Origin of the sequence: Rickettsia sibirica 246 (genome assembly GCF_000166935.1) — a bacterium.
In the GTDB taxonomy this organism is placed as follows: Bacteria; Pseudomonadota; Alphaproteobacteria; order Rickettsiales; family Rickettsiaceae; genus Rickettsia; species Rickettsia rickettsii.
In genome coordinates, this window is sequence record NZ_AABW01000001.1 from 95,169 (window position 1) to 115,339 (window position 20,171).

Below are 20,171 nucleotides of genomic sequence, written 5' to 3' on the forward strand. Positions count from 1 at the left end.
GCTCGCAATGACGGAAAAATCGATCCGTGCAGCAACATCTAAAATATAAAATAATGACTAACATAAAACATTTAGCAATAATAATGGACGGTAATGCTCGTTGGGCAGATCAGCATAACTTAACAAAATCTGAAGGGCATAAAGCAGGAGCCGATAAAATTCGTGAATTACTGCCTGAGTTTCTTAACCTTAACATACCTTATATAACTTTATATACTTTCTCTTCCGAAAATTGGCAACGCTCAAGCACGGAAGTAGATTTCTTAATAAAATTATTAAGTATTTATTTAAAAACCGAATTAAATAATTTACATAAAAACGGCGTTAAAATAAAAGTAATAGGTAGGCTGACTTTATTAAGTAGCTCATTGCAAAAACAAATAAATAATGCTATAGAATTAACAAAAAATAATAATAAAATAACGCTTTGTATAGCTTTTAGTTATGGAAGTCGTCAAGAAATAGTTGATGCCTGCACAAAAATTATTACAAGCGGTAAAAAAGCAGTAAGTGACAGCGATATACAACACGCTTTATATGATCCTGAAATGCCGGATGTAGATTTATTAATAAGACCGGGCGGGGTTTATCGCATCAGTAATTTCTTGCTTTGGCAAGCAGCTTATGCTGAATTATATTTCTCACCCAAATATTGGCCTGATTTTAATAAATATGATATACAAGAAGCTATAAATGATTACTCAAAAAGGAAAAGAACATTTGGTAAAAGATAAACAAAAATCAAACATATATTTAAGAATCCTGTCCGGTATAGTTTTAGTTCCGTTATTTATCATAGCTATATTATGGTGTAAGCCTTTATTCTATATTCTAATGATATTAGTAAGTACGGGAATGTTAAGTGAATGGTATAATATGACCTACTCTTCTATTCCTGATCTATTAATCGGGCTAATTATTATTCCGATTCCTATAAGCCTATTAATATTTTTAAGTATGGAAGATACCAATAGATGGCTTATTATGCTTTATTTTTGCATAATGTGGTCGGTAGATACTTTCGCTATGATTGGCGGTAAAACTTTTAAAGGAGCAAAACTTGCTCCGAAACTTAGTCCTAAAAAAACCTGGAGCGGTTTAGTGACGGGAGTATTATCAGCAGGTTTAGTTGCGGTATTAGTTAGTTTTATACCAAACTTTCATATTGAAAATTACTATTTTTCAAATAAAATTTATTTGTTTATAATTAGTTGTATATTAGCATTAATAGCTCAATTAAGTGATTTATTTATTTCATATTTTAAGCGAAAATTTAATATTAAAGATAGCGGTCATATAATACCCGGTCATGGAGGAGTGCTAGACAGATTTGATAGTATTATTTTAACCGCTCTGATATTATTTCTTATGAATATATATTTATGATAATACATTTAAATAATCATGCTAAAAAAATAATTTTAAATATCGTTTTAGCTTTACTGCTTGGATATTTTGTTTTTCATTGCATATATGGTAACAAAGGGATTATTGCATATCTAAAAGTAAATAGGCAGCTTGAAAAAGCTTATGATGAACTAAAAGGCTTACGAGCAGAAAGAGTAGAACTTGAGCATAACGTCAAATTACTTCGAACGGAATCTCTAAATAAAGATATGTTAGAAGAACAAGCAAAGAAAGTTTTAGGAGTAGCTGCTCCAAATGAGCAGGTGTTTAATCACCAATAACAAAACTTTGTTGTCATCCCGCGACTTGATCGCGGGATCCAGTCTTTTTTAATTTTTTTTGATACCGTGGTCAAACCACGGTATGACACAGAACGCGTTTTTCGATCCACACAACAACATTATTGATTCAAAGGAATTAAAAATCATTTATGACTATAAAAATTTATCAAAACGACCTACCTAATAATTTTAAACTTGAAGGAGATCTAGCTATAGATACCGAGACAATGGGACTAAATCTACATAGAGATAAACTATGTTTGCTACAATTTAGTAACGGCAATGGTGAAGCTCATCTTGTTCATTTTACAAATCAAGATTATACAGCTCCTAATGTAAAAGCATTATTACTAGATAAAACTAGATGTAAGATATTTCATTTTGCTAGATTTGATCTAGCATCCATAAAAAAATATTTAAGTATAGATTTAGAAAATATCTTTTGTACTAAAATATCTTCAAAACTAGTTAGAACTTATACCGATAGTCATGGGCTTAAGGATTTGTGCCGAGAATTGCTTAATATAAATATTTCAAAACAACAACAATCTTCCTATTGGGGTGCGGATAATTTGTCTTCAGAACAAAAAGAATATGCAGCAAAAGATGTGCTTTATTTGCATCAGTTAAAAGATATTTTACAAAAAATGCTACTTAAAGAAAATAGGTATGAACTTGCCCAAGATATTTTCCGTTTTTTACCGATAAGAGCTAATTTAGACCTTATCGGTTGGAATGAAATCGATATTTTCATGCATTAATTTATTAATACCATTTATTGACTTCAGGTATAAAATCAGGCGCACTATTTAATAGTCTATCTGTAATAAATTTTAATTAATAATTGAAGATTTTTGCAGAAATAGCAGTTCCTATTTCAAAAAAATCTTATAATTTACAGCAAAAAAAAATTAAATTACCGGTTAACATTTATTACAGACAGTCTATTAGTAGCTAATTGATTTTTTTAAATTACTGAGCCTACAATAGACTTATTGCATAATGTAGCTAATAAGGAAGAATTTGAAGACGACACGGAAACACTTGCCACCGCAGCATACATAAAAATACGTAAGGATGTGAGTACCGGAGTGACATACAAATTTACCCTTAGACGCAAGTTATACAAAAAGTTTAATTAATTAGTAACTAAAAGGGGATCTTTATGACTAATAGAAAAAAATAGACGTGCTAGATTCAGAGTCAGATTTAAATCTAAGTCTAGATAGTATAGCAAACCTCTGTTATCCTAGGATTATAACTTGTGAAACAGAAGAAGACACTTTAAGTATTGATGGCGGTGTTGTTGCCGCATTTTGGTAGGCAGCCAATTATATAATAGATAAAGTATTAATGCTAATAAACAATATTTACTATTACCTTAGAGAAGGGGCATTATGAAACTTCATCTTATCAGAGTTATAAGGCTGCTTCAAAAGGTACTTACCATAATAATTGCAGTAATTTTATAAATGAGACGCAGCAGCATTATGACGCTTCATTAGATAAACATAAGGAGGTAGTTTTAGGTCATACTACTACTTTTTTTGGGTTAGTATGGTGGTAATACAATAAAAGTATGCTAGGTGTCATACTGCGGCTTGACCACGGTATTAAAAAAAACAACTTAAAGTACTAATAATTTTAGTATTTTAAACTAGATCCCGCGATCAAGTCGCGGGATGATAGATTCAAAAAATAATATACTTCTGATAAATGAAAAGTAGATAGACGCAGTTTAATTTGGAAAGAGCAAGGAGTCTGTAAGCCGAGGAGCGGAGCATATACTTAATACGTGAGCATCTGAAGACTTACCAAAACAACGTAGCCAATTTTCCAAATTAAACGAGTATATTCACAATTTTACGAGGAACGAGGATAATCTTCTTCGGCTCTTTCCCTTCTAAGAACTTTTGTACCTTTGGCAGACTGACGGTAACTTGCTTTATTTCATCTTCACTTACGGAAGTTTTAAACTCATAGGTATCACGGAGTTTGCCGTTAACCTGCACTGCCATAATATATGTATCTAACTCTAGCATTGATTCATCAAATGCAGGAAAAGACAAATTATATAATCGCTCTTTATTGCCAAGCTTTTGCCAAATTTCTTCCGTAATATGCGGGATAAAAGGATTTAGTAGCTGTACTAAAACATTAAAGCCATGCCTTACGGTTTTAACATCAATTTTATCTTTGGATATTTCAGCAGATATAGCATTAGAAAGCTCGCGTATACGTGCTATTGCTCTGTTTAGGGCAAAATGCTTTATATCTTCGGCGACGTGCTTTATTGTAAAATGTACTAACCTATTAAGCTCTTTATTAACCTCGCTATTCACATCATCTTTTAAAGAATCTATCGCCTTAAACATATACTCAAGCTTATTAATAAAACGTGAGCAGCCTTCAATACCGCTTGCCGACCATTCTAGATCTTTCTCAGGCGGACTATCGGACAGTACAAAAAGCCTAATAGCATCTGCCCCATATTGCTCTTGCATTGTCTCAAGATCGATGAGATTCTTTTTAGACTTACTCATCTTTTCAATGCGTCCCTGCACTACTCTATTATTGCTTTCTTTATGAAAAAATTCATTACCCTTTTTAACTACTTCTTCAGGATATAACCAATTATTATGTTCATCTTTGTAAGTGGCATGCAGCACCATACCTTGAGTAAATAGCCCTTTAAAAGGCTCTTGAACGCTTACGTAATTCTGTTCGTTCATTACTTTTGTGAAAAACCTTGCATATAATAAATGCATTACCGCATGTTCAATGCCGCCTATATATTTATCGACCGGTAGCCAGTAATCACAAGCTTTTTTATCAGTCATCTCTGTAGCATTGCTATTGCAATATCTCGTAAAATACCAAGATGATTCAAAAAATGTATCAAAAGTATCGGTTTCACGCACAGCCGGCTTATCGCATTTCGGACAATTAACATGTTTCCAACTAGGATGATGATCAAGCGGATTACCGTGACCGTCAAAATTGACATCATCAGGTAAAGTAACGGGTAAGTCTTTGTAAGGTACAGGCACTATGCCACAAATTTCGCAGTGAATCATAGGAATAGGACATCCCCAAAAGCGCTGCCTTGAAATCCCCCAATCTTTTAGACGATAATTTACGCTGCGTTTACCTATGCCTAGTTTCTCAAATTCTCCGATGACTTCTTGTTTTGCTTCGTTACTAGTTAAGCCGTTTAGAAAATCCGAATTAATTAAAATTCCATCTTCCGTATAAGCGGTCTTTTGTACATCCATATCTGCTTTAATTACTTGTTTAATAGATAAATTCATTTTGACAGCTAATTCATGGTCACATTCGTCATGAGCAGGGCAACCAAATATTGCACCAGTTCCATAATCCATTAGCACAAAATTAGTAATAATAACCGGTAAAACTATATTTGAATCGAAAGGATGAGTAACAAAAAGACCAGTAAATACACCTTCCCTTTCAACCTTTTCTAGTTCGCTACTTCTTGTAATATGCGAGCATTGAGTTATAAAAGCGAGTATTTCAGGTGTTTTAGAAACTAACCGCTCTATTATCGGATGATTAAAGGCAATTCCTATAAAGCTAGCACCAAAAATGGTTTCAGGTTTGGTTGAGAATACTTCTATAGTAGTCTCTTCATTATCCTTAATTTTGAAATGAAAATTAGCACCTATCGATTTACCTATCCATTTCTCTTGCATAGACCGAACAGCTTCAGGCCACTCTTTTAAATTCTGAATTTCGTTTAATAATTCTTCAGCATAATCGGTAATTTTTAAGAACCATTGCTTTAAATAACGTTTTGCAACTATTGCACCTGAACGCCAACCACGCCCGTCTACAACTTGTTCATTCGCAAGCACGGTATTATCAACCGGATCCCAATTAACAAATGATTCTTTTTGATAAGCAAGATTTCGTTCATAAAGCTCTAAAAAGAATTTCTGCTCATGTTTATAATACTCAGGATCGCAACTATTTATCTCTCTAGACCAATCATAAGAAAAGCCCATAGATTTTAGCTGCTTTTTCATATTCTTGATATTAGAATATGTCCATTTTTTTGGGTGAGAATTATTTTTTATTGCGGCATTCTCGGCAGGTAGCCCAAAAGCATCCCAGCCCATCGGATGAAGCACATTAAAACCTTGCATCGTCATAAACCTTGCAATAACATCACCTATAGAATAGTTGCGTACGTGACCTACATGGATTTTACCGGAAGGATAAGGCAGCATTTCAAGTACGTAATATTTTGGCTTGCTACTCGCGTTTGATACCTCAAAAGCTTTTTCTTCTTGCCAAATGTACTGCCATTTTTGTTCTATTTGGTTCATATTTTTTTAATTTATATACTGCATTGTCATTGCGAGCAGTCGTAGACTGCACGGCAATCTCATCAAATATCCTGAGATTGCTTTGTCAATTACTCCGTAATTTCCTCGCAATGACGGCAATACTGTTATTACCTCACACTATTAATATATATCTCTCTAGCTTTTCTTAAAATTTTATCTTCAAGCGTGATAGCAAGATTTGAGGTGTTTTCATTAAGTACCCATTGTTTATTTTTAAGCATTTCTTCAAATACTTTCACTTCGATTGAATCAGGGCTGATTACATCGTCTTTAATAAATATATTTATTTTAAATCGAAAATTAGGATTAGAACGTGGGCTATACCATTCCGTAATAATCACACCGCCGTTTGAGTCGGCTGATGCAAGAGGAGCAACACTTATAGTCTCTAATGCTGCTTGCCAGAGATATTTATTAACTGAACCTCCTACAGCTTTAGTAGATTCATTCTTAACCCTACCCGGTCTAAAAACTAATCCTTCTTCACCTGCTATAGAACCTACTTCGTCCCATTTCTGCTCTCGTTCTGTTTTTGGATAATCACCCGCTAAGATACTAGTACTTATTGCACTAAGTATAATTACAAAAAATAATCCGATAATTTTCTTCATAACCAATATTTAATTAGTGTGCTTGAGGGAAATAATAGAGAAGCTTTAGCTATTAGTCAAAAATTATTTCTTCCCACCGTTCTTTGGCATTGTTATATGGCTCTATGGCTCAAAAAAAACCACTCGATGTCATGCCCGCCTATGCGGGCATGAACATAGGGCAGATTTAATTATTTCTCAGAAATAAATTCAAAACGTGGAATATTTTTGCCGTGTAATAAAACCTTTTCGTTAAACATTTCAAGCGGCCTTACCCAGAAGCTGGAAATTATCATATAACTCTTGCAAAGTTTCAGTATGTTTTGCAGTATCTATAACTTGATATAATTTTTCTTTGTAATGCTTATATATTCCGGTTCTCATAACACTTACACCTTAACAGGCATGACGACAAAAATATCTTTAGGATTCTCAGGAAATTTAATAAGTACCGGTGCTGAAACATCTGAAAAATATAGTTCTACTACATCCGATTTCACTGCTTTTAAGACATCTTCCAAATATTGCGGGTTAAAGCCTATAGCTAAAGACTCATCACTATTATATTCATAAAAACTTTCCTTATCTTGTGAAGAATTAATAACCTCTTTTGCGTTACCTCTTGCTTCACCGACGGCACTAATCTCTAAAGTTTCACGAGATAACGATAATTTTACTGCTCTAAATTTTTCAACGGTTATTATCGCTATCCTTTCTATACTATCTGCAAACATTTTTCGATTAATTACTAATTTTGAGCTGCTGCTTTCCGGAATAAAAGTACTATAATCAGGGAAAGTACCGTCTATAAGCTTTGATAGCATACTAGTATTTTCGTTACATATAAATTTAATCTTATTGCTACTTAATAAAACTTCTATATCTTCATTTATATTTTTAGGATCTTTAACGATTTTTAAAATTTCCTCTGCACTTTTTTGGGGTAATATAACTCCAAAATTCTTTATTTGTTTTTCTAATGTTACCCATGAAATCGAAAGTCTATGCCCATCGGTACTTGCCGAACAAAACTCTTTGTCTTTTATGTGTAAATAAACACCGTTTAAATTATAACGAGTTTCATCTAAAGAAATCGAAAATTTTGTCGATTCGATTATTTTAGCAAAATCCGTGCAGGAAATTTTAAAACTTGCTTCAGGATTAATACTATCCATTGCAGGAAAAGAACTAACCGGCAAAGTAAATAAATTAAATTTACAATTTTTTCCTTTGATCTCAAGTCCCGTTGTACCGAGATCTGTTAATGTAAGCTCGGAATCCGGAAGTTTTCGGACTATATCATTTAGAGTTTTCGTAGAAACGGTACATTCACCTTCACTTACTACCTGTACTGCTATTTTTTGACTTAAGTACAAATCCATATTAGTAGAACTAAGCTCTAGATTGCCGTCTTTTGCCGATAATTTAATGTTTGCATATTCAGGTATGACATTACGTTTTTCAACAACGGAACTTGCAAACCCTAGGGACTGAACTAATGTTTTTGTTTCAACTATTAATTTTAACATATTGTTATTCTCTTAATGTTCCTTGAAATTTTTGTGAGATGGCAGCAACTAAATCTTTACTGAACGAACTTAAATCAGTATCAGATAACGTCCGATCATCTGCTTGTAGCTCTATTTTAACCGCTATAGATTTTTTACCTTCAGGTAATTTATCACCGCTATAAATATCAAATAATATAACTGATTTGATAAGCTTTTTATTAAAATTATTTATATATGATATTATTTCACCGACTCTATGATCTTGACCAACAATAAATGCGTAATCTCTAAAATTAGCTTGGAAATCCGATACTGCAAATTCGTCTCTTTTACCAAATTTAGCTTTTATCAACGGCAAATTCGTAATATTTAGCTCGAATGCAAATATTTCCTGATTAATATCGTAATATTTCAAGATTTTAGGATGTATCTGCCCAAAATGACCTAATAAATTTTTACCAAGCCCTATATTTACTGCTCTAGTTGGATGATAATATTGTGGCAATGCTGTCCCATTTGTTGCTATACATTTATCTATAGATAGTCCTGCATAATCAGCTACCAACTCTAAATCGCCTTTAAGATCAAAAACATCATAGCCTCGTCCAAGCGAATGAGGGTTTTTATTATTATATGAACCACTTATAATTGCCGTCAAATAAGTTGCTTCCGTATTTAAATCTATAAAACTTGGTCCAACTTCAAAAAAAGCCATATCTTTTATAGAGCGTGCTAGATTTTTACTTACTATACTTAACAAATTCGGCAGTATAGTAGGACGCATATAATTGTCTCCTATGCTAATAGGATTAAGCAAAAATAACTCTTCTTTTAATTCAGCAAACAACTTTGCATCTTCACTACTCATAAAAGAGTTAGTTACTACCTCATCATAGCCTTTGCTTGCTAATATCCTTTTAAAACTAGATATTCTTTTATGCTCTCTTAGCTTATTATTATCTTGGTCTAGTTCAGGTAATTTTATACTCTCTATTTTATCATAGCCGTAAATACGAGCGATTTCTTCAGCTATATCTTCTAAAATAGTTATATCGTGACGCCAAGAAGGAGCTATTACCTTTATAATCTCACCTTTAACATCCGTAATAAATCCTAGTTTATTTAATATGGCTTCTATCGCTTTGATATTTAGTTTAATTCCTGTAATTTTTTCTAAATAACATGCTGAAAAATCTAAAGGTTTTTTTTGTGACTCTTTTTCACCGACTTTCACTACTTCCGATACTTCACCGTTTCCGCATATTGACAAAATAAGATTAGTTGCTATATCCAAAGCCTTTTCCGTAAAATTTCTATCGATATTACGCTCATTACGATATCTAGCATCCGTATCAATTTGGAACCTTCGCCCGCTAGCTGCAACCATTTTAGCATTAAAACAAGCAGCCTCGAGTATTATATTAGTCGTACTATCAGTACAACTACTATCAGCCTCGCCAATGACACCGGCCAGACCTTGAATACCGCTTTCATCTTTTATAACTAAATCATTTTCTGTAAGTAAATATTCTTTGCCGTTTAGGGCGTGGCATTTAGCTACGTCATTGCGAGGCTGCAAAGCAGCCGTGGCAATCTCATTTTGTTGTCCTGAGATTGCTTCGTCGCTATGCTTCTCGCAATGACGTGCTACAGTAATTCCCCCTTTTATCCTATCTGCATCGTAAGCATGCATCGGCTGCCCAAAGCTATAGGAAATATAATTTGTTACATCCACTAAGCTTGAAATAGTTTTTACCCCAACATTTTTTAATAATTTCCGTAACCAATCAGGGCTTGGTTTATTTTTTAAATTTCTTATCTCTCTAAAAGTAAATAACGGACAGGCTTCCTTATCTTGCACGTTAAGCTTCATTTTAGAAATAAATGTACTCTTTATTGCCGAAATTTCTAGCTCTTTAAGTATTCCTATTCCTTTAGCTGCTAAATCTCTTGCGATGCCGTAAACTCCAAGTGCATCACCACGATTAGGAGTAACGTTAATAACAAATATAGGATCATCTAAACCGTAATATTTAGTAAAATTCTCTCCAACTACGGCATCTTCAGATAGCTCTATAATCCCTTCAGACTCTGAAGCTAGCAGTAATTCCTCTTCAGAGCAAAGCATACCACAGCTTTTTTCGCCTCTAATAACAGATTCCTTAATCTTAAATTTACCGTTTGGTATTTCTATTCCGATATTTGCAAGTACTACTTTTATACCTGCTCTTGCATTACGCGCACCACAAACTATTTGCAGCATACCGCTTGTAGTCTCAACATCACAAAGCTTTAATTTATCAGCTGACGGGTGAGGTTTAATATTTGTAATATATGCTACTTCAAACTTTTGTAATTCCGCCGCTTTATCTATCACCTCTTCCACTTCAAGGCCAATAGCTGTTAGGGCTTCGGCAATTTCAGTAACTGAAGCCGATGTCTCTAAAAATTGTTTTAACCATGATAACGTAAATTTCATTTCGTAAGCCCTACTGCTAAATTCGGTATATCAAAGCTCCCAAAATTATAATGTTTAAGCCAACGCATATCGCCTTCAAAAAATTGTCTTAAATCTTTGATATTATATTTTAACATTGCAAAACGCTCTACTCCAAGCCCAAAAGCAAAACCTTGATACTCGCTGCTATCGATACCAACATTTTTAAGCACGTTTGGATGAACCATCCCGCAACCGAGGACCTCAAGCCATTTATCGTTTTTATTCATCCGAATATCAACTTCGGCAGAAGGTTCGGTAAATGGGAAAAAGCTGGGTCTAAAACGTAATTCAATATTAGAATTTTCAAAAAAGCTTTTTATAAATGTCGTGATAACATATTTTAAATGTCCCATATTGATATTTTTATCCATAACAAGCCCTTCTATTTGGTGGAACATTGGCGTATGCGTCATATCCGAATCCGATCTATAAGTCCTACCCGGTGCTATAAACCTAAAAGGCGGTTTGCCGTTTTTCATAGCTCTAATCTGCACTGTTGAGGTATGAGTACGTAATAACAGCGGCTTATTATTTTCCTGACTTTTCAAATAAAAAGTATCATGCATTTGCCTTGCGGGATGATCATCTTCAAAATTGAGAGCGGTAAAATTATGAAAATCATTCTCGATATTCGGTCCGTTTTCTATAGTAAAACCAAACTGCGAGAATACTTGTATTAACTCCTCACTACATTGTGTTATTGGATGAATAGAACCTTGTTTATATCTCCGTGCAGGGATTGTTAAATCAATTTTATCGGCAGCAAGTTTAAAATTTAGTTCCTGCTCCTCTAAAATTTCTGCTTTTGCTTTTATTATATTCTGTATTTTATCTTTTAATTTATTGATTTTTAAGCCAAATTCTTTACGTTCCTGTTCATTTAAACTACCTAATTTTTTAAGCTCACCGGTCACTATACCGTTCTTGCCTAAAAATTCTACTTTATATTCTTGCAGAGCTTTTAAGTTTTGTACTAATAAGATTTTGTCCTCAGCAAGCCTTAATATTGTTTCTATATTTTCCATGATTGTTTTTTTGTTTTTGATTTTTTATTGTAAGGTAGAACGTCATTGCGAGCGGGCATTGTTGCGTGGACCTGTTTATCCGTCATTGCAAGGAAATCGCGTAGCAATTGATGAAGCAATCCAGTTAAAAATTCTGTAAATCAGAATTTTTTTAATTATTTTCTGGATTGCCGCGTCACCTACGGCTCCTCGCAATGACGACCTTCAGTATCTACACAACAATACCTCCCTGCAATGACGTTAAACCAACATACACTTCATATAATTCTCTTCTATCGCCACCAACTTCGCTTTAAATATCTGCCCTATTTCTAAAGGTTTATCTAGCTTTACCGGAATAAAATTTTCGGTATGGGCAATATTATTATTCTCTACTAATAACTCCACTTTCTGTCCTATATGTTTTTTAAAGAATTCGGTCAACTGGTTTTGCCCTTCTTGCCTTAAAATTGCTGCCCTTTCTTTTCTTATATTTTTAGGTACTTGTGGCATACGTGCTGCAGGCGTTCCTTCTCTTTCCGAATAAGGAAAAACATGTAAATATTGTAATTCCGCTTCTGAAATTAATTTTCTTGTATTTTCAAACATTTCAGGGGTTTCAGTCGGGAAACCAGCTATAATATCCGCACCAAAAGATACTTCCGGTCTTATTGCCCGCAGCTTCCGACAAAACTCTATTACGTTTGCTCTATTATGACGTCTTTTCATACGTTTTAATATCATATCATCACCTGCTTGCAAGCTAATATGAAAATGCGGCATTATCCTTTCACTATAAGCTATAAGCTCAAAAAGTTCATCATCTATTTCGGCAACATCTATTGAAGATAATCTAAGCCTCTTTAATTCAGGGACTAAATTCAACACTCGTTTAATCATTTGTGCGAATGTTGGACTTCCTGGCAAATCACTACCATAAGCCGTGACATCGACACCGGTAAAAACTACTTCTTTAAAGCCGTTTAATACCAAATGCTTTACCTGCTCTGCTATAGCTCCTATTGCTACTGATCTACTTTTTCCTCTACCATAAGGGATAATACAGAAAGTACAAAAATGATCACAACCGTTTTGTACCTGAATAAAAGCACGAGACTTACAGTCAAAGCTACTTATTAAATGACTTGCCGTCTCTTTCACCGACATTATATCGTTAACTGTTATTTTTGCATCGGTAATTTGGTAGTAATTAGGTAATAACTTCTCTTCATTACCTATAACTTTGTCAACTTCCGGCATATTACCGTACATTTGCGGACTTGTTTGAGCACTACAGCCGGTAACAATAATTTTTAAATCAGGATTATTTTTTTTAGCCTTGCGTATAGCTTGTCTTGCTTGTTTCTCAGCTGCTTTAGTTACCGCACAAGTATTGAATATTGCTACATTATCGATACCCGACAATTCCAAGTTTTTTCGTATTATCTCACTTTCGTAAATATTAAGTCTACAGCCAAATGTTACTACGTTTTGTCTTAAATTATTGCTCACAATAATATTCCCCACGTGCTACAAGCGTAGCTGCCCCTTGCATTATTATATTACCGTTTTCTTCTTTCATAGTAAGGTTACCGTGCTTAAAGACTATAGTACTTGGTGAATGAATAAAACCGCGCTTTAAACCGGCAGCAAAACTACCGCAAGCTCCGCTTCCGCAAGCAAGGGTTAACCCTGCCCCCCGCTCCCAAACGGATAAATAGATTTTATTATCTTTTACTTCAGCAAAATTAACGTTTACCCCATCTGCGAATAATTCCTTAGCCTGCAATCTTTCACCGACAATTTTTTGATCTTGAGGTTCTAACTTACTAAAAATAACTACATGCGGATTACCTATATCAACACAAATAATTTCCTTTAAATCAATCATATAACGCTCTGCAAATTCCCAAACTTTATCACGACTTGGCATCCAAGCTTCATTAAAACTTACGCTTCCTACATTAACGCTAATATTATTTTCATCATTGACATTACATAGCAATTTTTTATTGCCTACCATTACGGTAATATCTTGCTTTCTCGTATCAAGATAAATTAACTTGGCTAAACATCTTGTAGCATTACCGCATAATTTAGCACTAGAGCCGTCTATGTTATATATAATCATTTCATAAAAATCATTATGCTCTTCATAAATAATAAACTGATCGCAACCAATACCTGTATGACGCTCAGCCATATTTTTTGCTAACTGCGATAAATCATATGAACTTGATAAATCTCGTTTGTTAACAATAACAAAATCATTACCGAGACCATGCATTTTTACAAAATTAATTTTACTAATCATAATGTTTTACATATTAGGAAATTGTATTATAGCAAATTTCTTGGAATTTGCTATAATGAAGTGATGATATATAAAAATATAGACTATTATGCTAATTTCACGTTTCTTAGACCCTAAAAATAACTATGCATTTTTAAAAATTTTCGGTACAGAAAAAAATAAGGATATACTTATTCATTTTCTAAATAACATTTTAGGTTATACGGGAAAAGAAATAATTACCGAAGTTACTTTTTTAAAAAAATCTAAGGTTCCGACATCGCTGCTTATAGACAATCTATAGTTGTGTATTATGTAGAGATAAATACGGTACTCAATTTATTGTAGAGATGCAGGTCAGCAAACATCCAGGTTTTGAAAAACGAGCTCAGCTTTATACAACAAAGGCCTATTCAAGAAAAATAATAAACAAAGATGAAGATAATAAAAAAATGGCAGTATATGCAAAACTTCGAGGAGTAATATTCTTAGCTATTGCCGATTTTATTTTATTGCCCGACAAAAAAGATTGGAGATCAAATCATAGATTACTTGATACTAAAACTTATGAGAACGACCTACAAGATTTTTATTTTATATTTTTAGAGCTTGAGAAATTTAATAAAGAATTAGATCAATTAGAGAACCTTCAAAAAAAATGGGCATAGTTTCTTTAAACATGCACATGAAAGCACTCTAGAAGGAATTTGATAGGTCATGATTTTATTATTAAAAAAGCTTTTTATGCTTTGGATCAAGCTAGTTGGTCTGAAAAAGAGTTAAATACTTATGAAAAAATGATAAAAACCGAAATGGATAATCTAGCCGTAACAGAGCAGAAAATTATGGATGCTGAAGCTAAAGGGGAAGCCAGAGGGGAAGCAAAACAAAAAATTTCTATAGCTAAAAAAATGTTAGCAAAAAACAAACCTTTAGATAAAATTATAGATTTTACCGGTTTAACAGAAAAAGAAATCGAGCAATTAAAGTAATGAAGATCCTTAATATTATGCTAAGTCGTGACCTTGGCGGCATTCAACAAGCATTTTTAGATTATAGCACTGCTTTAGAGATGCAAAAAATTGAGGTTATAAATATCACTTCTTACAAGGCAAAAATAAATTCCTTTCTACACAAACAAAGCTTAAAACTACCTAATATAGTACCGTTTGATTTACTCTCGGTACTTATTTTTAAGTATATAATTCATAAGACTAAACCCGATATAATTATAGCACACGGTAACAGAGCAATAAATTTTAGTAAATTTGCTAAATCACAAAATATAAAATTAATCGGTATCGCTCATAATTATAGTTTAAAAGGACTACGTAAATGTGATTTTGTTATTGCCTTGACGCATCATATGAAAGAATTTTTATTAAAAAATCACTTTGCCGACTCTAGAATATGCATCCTACCGAATATGATAAATATTGCTAAAGACTTTATTCCAAATAAAACATATAGAAAACCTGTCGTAATTGGTGTACTAGCAAGATTTGTAGCTAAGAAAGGTGTTGATGTTTTTATTAAAGCTATCAAAATTTTAAAAGAAAAAAAATATGATCTTCATGCAGTTATAGGTGGAAGCGGCGAAGAAAAAGATAATTTAATTGCTTTAGCACATAAACTTAATTTACAAGATCAAATATCATTTACGGGATGGGTTAACGATAGAGATAAATTCTTTAAACAAATAGATATTTTTTGCTTACCGTCTCTTCATGAACCGTTTGGAATTATAGTGCTTGAAGCAATGGAGGCAAGCATGCCTATCGTTAGTACAGATACTGAAGGGCCTGCAGCAATCTTAAACGACATGCAAGACGGGCTTATTTGTAAAGCCGGCTCTGCTGAAGATTTAGCAGCAAAAATTGTCTATCTAATAGAGAACCCTATAAAAGCAAAAGAATTTTCTAAAAATGCCTACCTTACTCTCAAACAAAATTATGAAATTAAAGTTGTTTCTGAAAAGTTACAGCATATTTTAGAAAGCTTCAGATAAGATGAATTTAAGGGTGAGCCTACACAGCTTATAAAAATACGTGAACACACAAGCGAATCCTGCAAAATTCACTTATATCAAGCTTTCTAAAATATGCTATAGCAACATTATTACGTAATTATAAAAATAGTTAGTTGAACAAATAATAGTCTATATTGACATAACGGTTTAAAGATTCATAATTAATATTAAGTAATTTATTTTAATGAACCTAATCGATGAACTTCATATGCCGATTTTGCATTTACTTAAAATATATTCTAGTTTTATCGATTTCATCATTTCTTCTATGTGGTTGTAATGCAAAACACGATAATATTCCCCCTCAACTCTCATTACCTACTACTTGGAATAATTATTCTCTAGAACAAAATAATAATGCATCCTCCAAGTGCTGACTGCAATTTAACGATCCGGTGTTAAATAACCTAATCGAAGAATCTTTAACCGGTAACTCCGATATTGAGCTGGCAATGAGTAATGTGCTGGCAGCGCAAGCACAGCTTAACCTTATTAATTCTTATAGATTTCCACAAATCAATTTACAAGGCGGAGCAAATCAAACAAAAAACAGTAAAGAAACAAAAACACCGAATGAACCGAAATTCTCTAATAATTTGGGGCTAGCAAGCGTGCTTAATTACGAGCTGGATTTATAAAGGCAGCCGCCAACGCTAGCGAATCAGCTAAAAAAACTTTCCTTGCAAGTGAGTATAGCAAGGCAAAGTAACGTCACTATAAGTTACTTTAATCTTTTAGTATTAGACAAACAAATCTATCTAACTGAAAAGCTAATTGAGGCTCAAACGGAAATTTATAAATTAAATCAGAAATTATATAATCTTGGCGTAGGTGATTTAATATCGGTTAGTGAAGCTGCTTCCGAGCTTGCACTTACTAAGTTATCATTGCCGCCTTTAAAACAACAAAGACATGAGCAGGAAACCACTTTAAAAATTTTAGTAGGTAGAATTCCTGAAAATATAGTAAACGGCTTAATTTATCGTAATAAACCAATAGATTACTTCCCTGCTCTACCGGTATTACCTCAAATATTACCATCAGAGCTTTTAGAGCAAAGACCGGATATTAAAGCAGCAGAGCAGAATTTACTAGCAGCAGATGTAAACTTAAAAACAATAAAAGCTACTTACTTTCCACAAATTTCTTTAACAGGCTTATTAGGATTCGGTAGCAATAAACTTAATACTCTGTTTACTAACTCAGCTGAGACTTGGCAGGTAGGCGGCAACATAGCAGGACCTATTTTTGATTTTGGCAAATAACAATGCTTAAAACAATAATGCGGAATTTGATATTGATAACATTACTAGTACTAAATAGTAATATTAGTGGTTTGAGTAATAAAACATCATAATAAAAGCAGTAAACAAATCACTATAGCAGCTCTGGTTGAGGTAACACAAGTTATCAGAAAAGATGTATCTGATGTGATAGAACTTGCAGGAGTAGCTGCAACTGAGCAAAGTGCCGATATTCAATCTCAAGTTACGGGCCAAATATTAAGTGTAAATTTTGATGACGGACAAGAAGTAAAAACAGGTGATTGATTATATGAAATCGATTCTCGTCCTTTTCAAAATCAATTACAGCAAGCACAAGCAAATTTACTAAGTGATACTTATAACCTTGAAGATGCTATAAAAGAAAAGGCAAGATATCGTGCTTTATACGAGGAAAAAGCTGTTTCGGAAGAGCAGTATTTACAGATACTAACTAATATGAGTATGCTTAGGGCCACCGTGGAACGCGATAAAGCAATTATTGCAGACGCTAATTTACAAATCGAGTATTCAAAAATAGTAGCTCCTTTTGATGGTAAACTTAGTGAGAGTAATGTGGATATAGGTGATTTAGTATCGCCGGATTTTGTGCGTCTAGTAACTATCAATACTAGCTCGCCTATTTATGTCAGCTTCTCCGTACCTGAAAAATATCTCGAGCGTATTAATAAATCTCAAAAATCTAATCATTTAGCTTTGACGGTTAGAACCGTAAGCGACCAAGAAATTAAAGACGGTGAGATCGTTTTTGTCGATAATGCGATTGATCCAAATAGCGGCACTATCAAAGTTAAAGCAACACTACCTAACCAAAACGAAATATTATGGCCGGGACAGTGTGTTCGTGTATCCCTAACGATTTACATCGAACAAGAGGCTTTAATAGTTCCGTCTAAAGCCATGCAAACTAACGATCAAGGTCCTTATATATTTGTTGTCGATCAAGATAATAAAGCCGTGGTCAAGAATATAGATATAGTGTTTTCTAATGATGATTTTATTGTTATTAAAAGCCGTATAGATGAGGGAGAAACGGTAATCACCAACGGGCAGCTACGATTATCTAACGGAGCAGAGGTGAGTGTTAGGGAGGAGTAGTGTCAAATCGTCATTGCGAGAAAATTACAAAGTAATTGACGAAGCAATCTTAGAAGTTTGTCATTATTTCATGAAATTGCCACGCTGCTTACAGTCGCTCACAATGACGATATGTATGACAGACAAAATCCATAAAACAGGAAAAAATAATTGGGTATTTTAGAAATATTTATTAAGTGTCCGGTTCTTGCTACTTTATTCATAGCAACTATTTTGCTGTTTGGAGCATTCGGCTATAGGATATGACCGGTAAGCGTTTTACCTGACATCAACTGCCCGACTATTCCGGTTTCAGTAAGCTTGCCTGGAGCTGACCCTACTACTATGGCATCTTCAGTTGCATTAACGCTTGAAAAGCAATGCTCGACGATATCAGATATTGACTCGATGAGTTCGGTTAATAGTAACGGTACTACTCAAATTACTTTGCAGTTTAATTTAGACCGAAATATAGATGCAGCGGCACAAGACATACAAGCAACTACCGAACGACTTACCTACCCCGCCCTCATATTGTAAAGTAAATCCTGCCGACGCACCTATATTTTATTTATCTTTAACCTCTGAGACTCTTCCCCTTATATACCGTGGACTATTACGCCGAAACAATTATGGCTGAGCGTTTATCTATGCTGCCAGGTGTTACACAGATACAAGTTTATGGCTCACAGCAATATGCAGTGCGTGTGCAGATTGACCCTGTTAAAATGGCAGCAAATAATATAGGGCTTGACCAAGTATCAAACATTATCAGCTCTGCTAACGTTAATTTACCGACCGGAGTTTTATACGGTACAGATATCTACTCAAGCATTAGAGCCCCTGGGCAATTACAAAATGTTAAAGAATATAATGAGTTAATATTAACTTATAAAAATGGTAATCCGCTTTTTCTTAAAAATATTGGGAAAACCATTGATAGCGTAGCTAATAATAAAATAGCCGCTTGGTATAGGGATAAGCCGGGGGTAATACTTGCTATTCAAAAACAACCGGATACTACTAATACTATTGAAATAGTCGACTCTATAAAAGAAGTATTGCCGTTGCTTCGCAGGCAAATCCCTGAGGGCATTAATATTAATATCATGTTTGATAGGTCAATTTCTATATCAGAGAATCGGTAAATGATACCAATTTTACTATGCTACTCGCTTTAATACTCGTAGTGATTGCTATATTTCTCTTTCTACATAACTGACGGTCCGTGATTATTCCGACTATTGCCCTTCCTTTATCAGTTGTCGGTACTTTTGCCTTTATATATCTATTCGGTTATAGCATCGATAATATGTCTTTAATGGCTCTAACGCTTGCGATGGGTTTTGTCGTGGATGATGCAATAGTAGTGCTTGAAAATATCACACGACATATGGAAAAAGGCGAGAGTAAAATAGCAGGATGTATTAACGGTACTAAAGAAATAGGATTTACTATCGTCTCAAGGACTTTATCCCTAATGACGATATTCATCCCAATATTATTTATGAGCGGAATTTTAGGGAAGCTACTGCACGAACTTGCCGTTGTTATTACTACCTCTATTTTGCTTTCGGGAGTTACCTCGATAACCGTAACTCCTATGTTATGTAATGTGTTTTTGAGGGATCGTCATTGCGAGGAACGTAGTGACGAAGCACTCTCAGGGCAACCAACCGAGATTGCCACGGCGCCTTTGACGCCTCGCAATAACGACCTACCACTAACCGAAAAAGCCTTTGAATATGTCAAACAAAAATATGGTAGCAGTCTAAAAACAGTAGTAGAGCATTCAAAAACTACTATGCTTATATTTTTCTCTTAGT

At 33.9% G+C, this 20,171-nt stretch carries 24 protein-coding genes and 2 pseudogenes; 17 read left to right on the forward strand and 9 right to left on the reverse strand.

What is annotated here, in order from left to right; translation table 11 throughout:
• The first annotated feature begins 53 nt into the window (after window positions 1-53).
• The 6 genes and pseudogenes from uppS to RSIB_RS10345 form a co-directional block, all read left to right on the forward strand.
• Window positions 54-734, forward strand: a complete 681-nt coding sequence (gene uppS, locus RSIB_RS05095; RefSeq protein WP_004995757.1) for a polyprenyl diphosphate synthase — start codon at window positions 54-56, stop codon at window positions 732-734.
• Window positions 694-1,386: a phosphatidate cytidylyltransferase gene (locus tag RSIB_RS05090; protein WP_004995760.1), complete on the forward strand. Its 693-nt coding sequence runs from the start codon at window positions 694-696 to the stop codon at window positions 1,384-1,386. Before uppS ends, RSIB_RS05090 begins: the two co-directional genes overlap by 41 nt.
• Window positions 1,383-1,688 (forward strand): FtsB family cell division protein, encoded by a 306-nt coding sequence (locus RSIB_RS05085; protein WP_004995762.1) that lies wholly within the window; start codon window positions 1,383-1,385, stop codon window positions 1,686-1,688. Before RSIB_RS05090 ends, RSIB_RS05085 begins: the two co-directional genes overlap by 4 nt.
• 149 nt (window positions 1,689-1,837) lie before the next feature.
• Window positions 1,838-2,449 (forward strand): ribonuclease D, encoded by a 612-nt coding sequence (locus tag RSIB_RS05080; protein WP_004995765.1) that lies wholly within the window; start codon window positions 1,838-1,840, stop codon window positions 2,447-2,449.
• A gap of 427 nt (window positions 2,450-2,876) precedes the next feature.
• On the forward strand, window positions 2,877-3,011 hold the full coding sequence (locus RSIB_RS10095) for a hypothetical protein (protein WP_004995766.1): 135 nt from the start codon (window positions 2,877-2,879) through the stop codon (window positions 3,009-3,011).
• Between the two features lie 425 nt (window positions 3,012-3,436).
• Window positions 3,437-3,533 (forward strand): annotated as a pseudogene (locus RSIB_RS10345) (palindromic element RPE5 domain-containing protein); the annotation flags it as partial.
• On the opposite strand, the gene leuS reads toward RSIB_RS10345, so the two are convergent.
• The 9 genes from leuS to dapF form a co-directional block, all read right to left on the reverse strand.
• Window positions 3,530-6,037: a leucine--tRNA ligase gene (leuS, locus tag RSIB_RS05075; RefSeq protein ID WP_004995767.1), complete on the reverse strand. Its 2,508-nt coding sequence runs from the start codon at window positions 6,035-6,037 to the stop codon at window positions 3,530-3,532. The pseudogene RSIB_RS10345 and the gene leuS overlap by 4 nt on opposite strands.
• Before the next feature lie 128 nt (window positions 6,038-6,165).
• Complete coding sequence (locus tag RSIB_RS05070; RefSeq protein ID WP_004995768.1) at window positions 6,166-6,669, reverse strand: DUF3576 domain-containing protein; 504 nt, start codon at window positions 6,667-6,669, stop codon at window positions 6,166-6,168.
• 170 nt (window positions 6,670-6,839) lie between these two features.
• Window positions 6,840-6,944 (reverse strand): DUF1653 domain-containing protein, encoded by a 105-nt coding sequence (locus RSIB_RS10565; RefSeq protein WP_014410669.1) that lies wholly within the window; start codon window positions 6,942-6,944, stop codon window positions 6,840-6,842.
• A complete protein-coding gene (locus tag RSIB_RS10100) occupies window positions 6,910-7,032 on the reverse strand; it encodes a DUF1653 domain-containing protein (RefSeq protein WP_012262374.1) in 123 nt (40 codons plus the stop codon). Before RSIB_RS10100 ends, RSIB_RS10565 begins: the two co-directional genes overlap by 35 nt.
• 5 nt (window positions 7,033-7,037) lie before the next feature.
• Entirely contained in the window at window positions 7,038-8,177 is a 1,140-nt protein-coding gene (gene dnaN / locus RSIB_RS05065; protein WP_004995769.1) for a DNA polymerase III subunit beta, read from the reverse strand.
• A 4-nt stretch (window positions 8,178-8,181) separates the two neighbouring features.
• On the reverse strand, window positions 8,182-10,638 hold the full coding sequence (pheT, locus tag RSIB_RS05060) for a phenylalanine--tRNA ligase subunit beta (protein ID WP_004995770.1): 2,457 nt from the start codon (window positions 10,636-10,638) through the stop codon (window positions 8,182-8,184).
• Window positions 10,635-11,684, reverse strand: coding sequence for a phenylalanine--tRNA ligase subunit alpha (gene pheS, locus RSIB_RS05055; protein WP_004995772.1), 1,050 nt, complete (start codon window positions 11,682-11,684; stop codon window positions 10,635-10,637). The genes pheT and pheS overlap by 4 nt, the downstream gene beginning before the upstream one ends.
• Before the next feature lie 240 nt (window positions 11,685-11,924).
• Window positions 11,925-13,190 carry a tRNA (N(6)-L-threonylcarbamoyladenosine(37)-C(2))-methylthiotransferase MtaB gene (gene mtaB, locus RSIB_RS05050; RefSeq protein WP_081440437.1) on the reverse strand — a complete coding sequence of 422 codons (1,266 nt, stop codon included), beginning with the start codon at window positions 13,188-13,190 and terminating at the stop codon, window positions 11,925-11,927.
• Window positions 13,165-13,977: a diaminopimelate epimerase gene (gene dapF / locus RSIB_RS05045; protein WP_004995782.1), complete on the reverse strand. Its 813-nt coding sequence runs from the start codon at window positions 13,975-13,977 to the stop codon at window positions 13,165-13,167. Before dapF ends, mtaB begins: the two co-directional genes overlap by 26 nt.
• 88 nt (window positions 13,978-14,065) lie before the next feature.
• On the opposite strand from dapF, the gene RSIB_RS10105 reads away from it, so the two are divergent.
• The 11 genes and pseudogenes from RSIB_RS10105 to RSIB_RS10125 all read left to right on the forward strand — a co-directional run bounded on the left by RSIB_RS10105 (window position 14,066) and on the right by RSIB_RS10125 (window position 20,170).
• Window positions 14,066-14,260, forward strand: a complete 195-nt coding sequence (locus RSIB_RS10105; protein ID WP_004995786.1) for a PD-(D/E)XK nuclease family transposase — start codon at window positions 14,066-14,068, stop codon at window positions 14,258-14,260.
• A 46-nt stretch (window positions 14,261-14,306) separates the two neighbouring features.
• The gene (locus RSIB_RS10110; protein WP_004995789.1) at window positions 14,307-14,624 is read left to right on the forward strand and encodes a PD-(D/E)XK nuclease family transposase; all 318 of its coding nucleotides are present in this window, start codon (window positions 14,307-14,309) and stop codon (window positions 14,622-14,624) included.
• A gap of 39 nt (window positions 14,625-14,663) precedes the next feature.
• Window positions 14,664-14,948 carry a hypothetical protein gene (locus RSIB_RS05035; RefSeq protein WP_004995792.1) on the forward strand — a complete coding sequence of 95 codons (285 nt, stop codon included), beginning with the start codon at window positions 14,664-14,666 and terminating at the stop codon, window positions 14,946-14,948.
• Entirely contained in the window at window positions 14,948-15,964 is a 1,017-nt protein-coding gene (locus RSIB_RS05030; RefSeq protein WP_004995795.1) for a glycosyltransferase family 4 protein, read from the forward strand. The genes RSIB_RS05035 and RSIB_RS05030 overlap by 1 nt, the downstream gene beginning before the upstream one ends.
• Before the next feature lie 416 nt (window positions 15,965-16,380).
• Window positions 16,381-16,920, forward strand: a pseudogene (locus RSIB_RS09555) (TolC family protein); the annotation flags it as partial.
• 96 nt (window positions 16,921-17,016) lie between these two features.
• Window positions 17,017-17,250: a TolC family protein gene (locus RSIB_RS10570; protein ID WP_410527972.1), complete on the forward strand. Its 234-nt coding sequence runs from the start codon at window positions 17,017-17,019 to the stop codon at window positions 17,248-17,250.
• Between the two features lie 165 nt (window positions 17,251-17,415).
• Window positions 17,416-17,535, forward strand: a complete 120-nt coding sequence (locus RSIB_RS09560) for a biotin/lipoyl-binding protein (RefSeq protein ID WP_004995803.1) — start codon at window positions 17,416-17,418, stop codon at window positions 17,533-17,535.
• Window positions 17,536-17,544: 9 nt separating this feature from the next.
• Window positions 17,545-18,366 (forward strand): efflux RND transporter periplasmic adaptor subunit, encoded by an 822-nt coding sequence (locus RSIB_RS07190; RefSeq protein WP_081440439.1) that lies wholly within the window; start codon window positions 17,545-17,547, stop codon window positions 18,364-18,366.
• Window positions 18,367-18,666: 300 nt separating this feature from the next.
• Window positions 18,667-18,885 (forward strand): efflux RND transporter permease subunit, encoded by a 219-nt coding sequence (locus RSIB_RS10115; protein WP_016770159.1) that lies wholly within the window; start codon window positions 18,667-18,669, stop codon window positions 18,883-18,885.
• 92 nt (window positions 18,886-18,977) lie between these two features.
• Window positions 18,978-19,493 (forward strand): efflux RND transporter permease subunit, encoded by a 516-nt coding sequence (locus RSIB_RS10120; RefSeq protein ID WP_004995808.1) that lies wholly within the window; start codon window positions 18,978-18,980, stop codon window positions 19,491-19,493.
• An 80-nt stretch (window positions 19,494-19,573) separates the two neighbouring features.
• A complete protein-coding gene (locus tag RSIB_RS10125) occupies window positions 19,574-20,170 on the forward strand; it encodes an efflux RND transporter permease subunit (protein ID WP_004995813.1) in 597 nt (198 codons plus the stop codon).
• Window position 20,171: the final 1 nt, after the last annotated feature.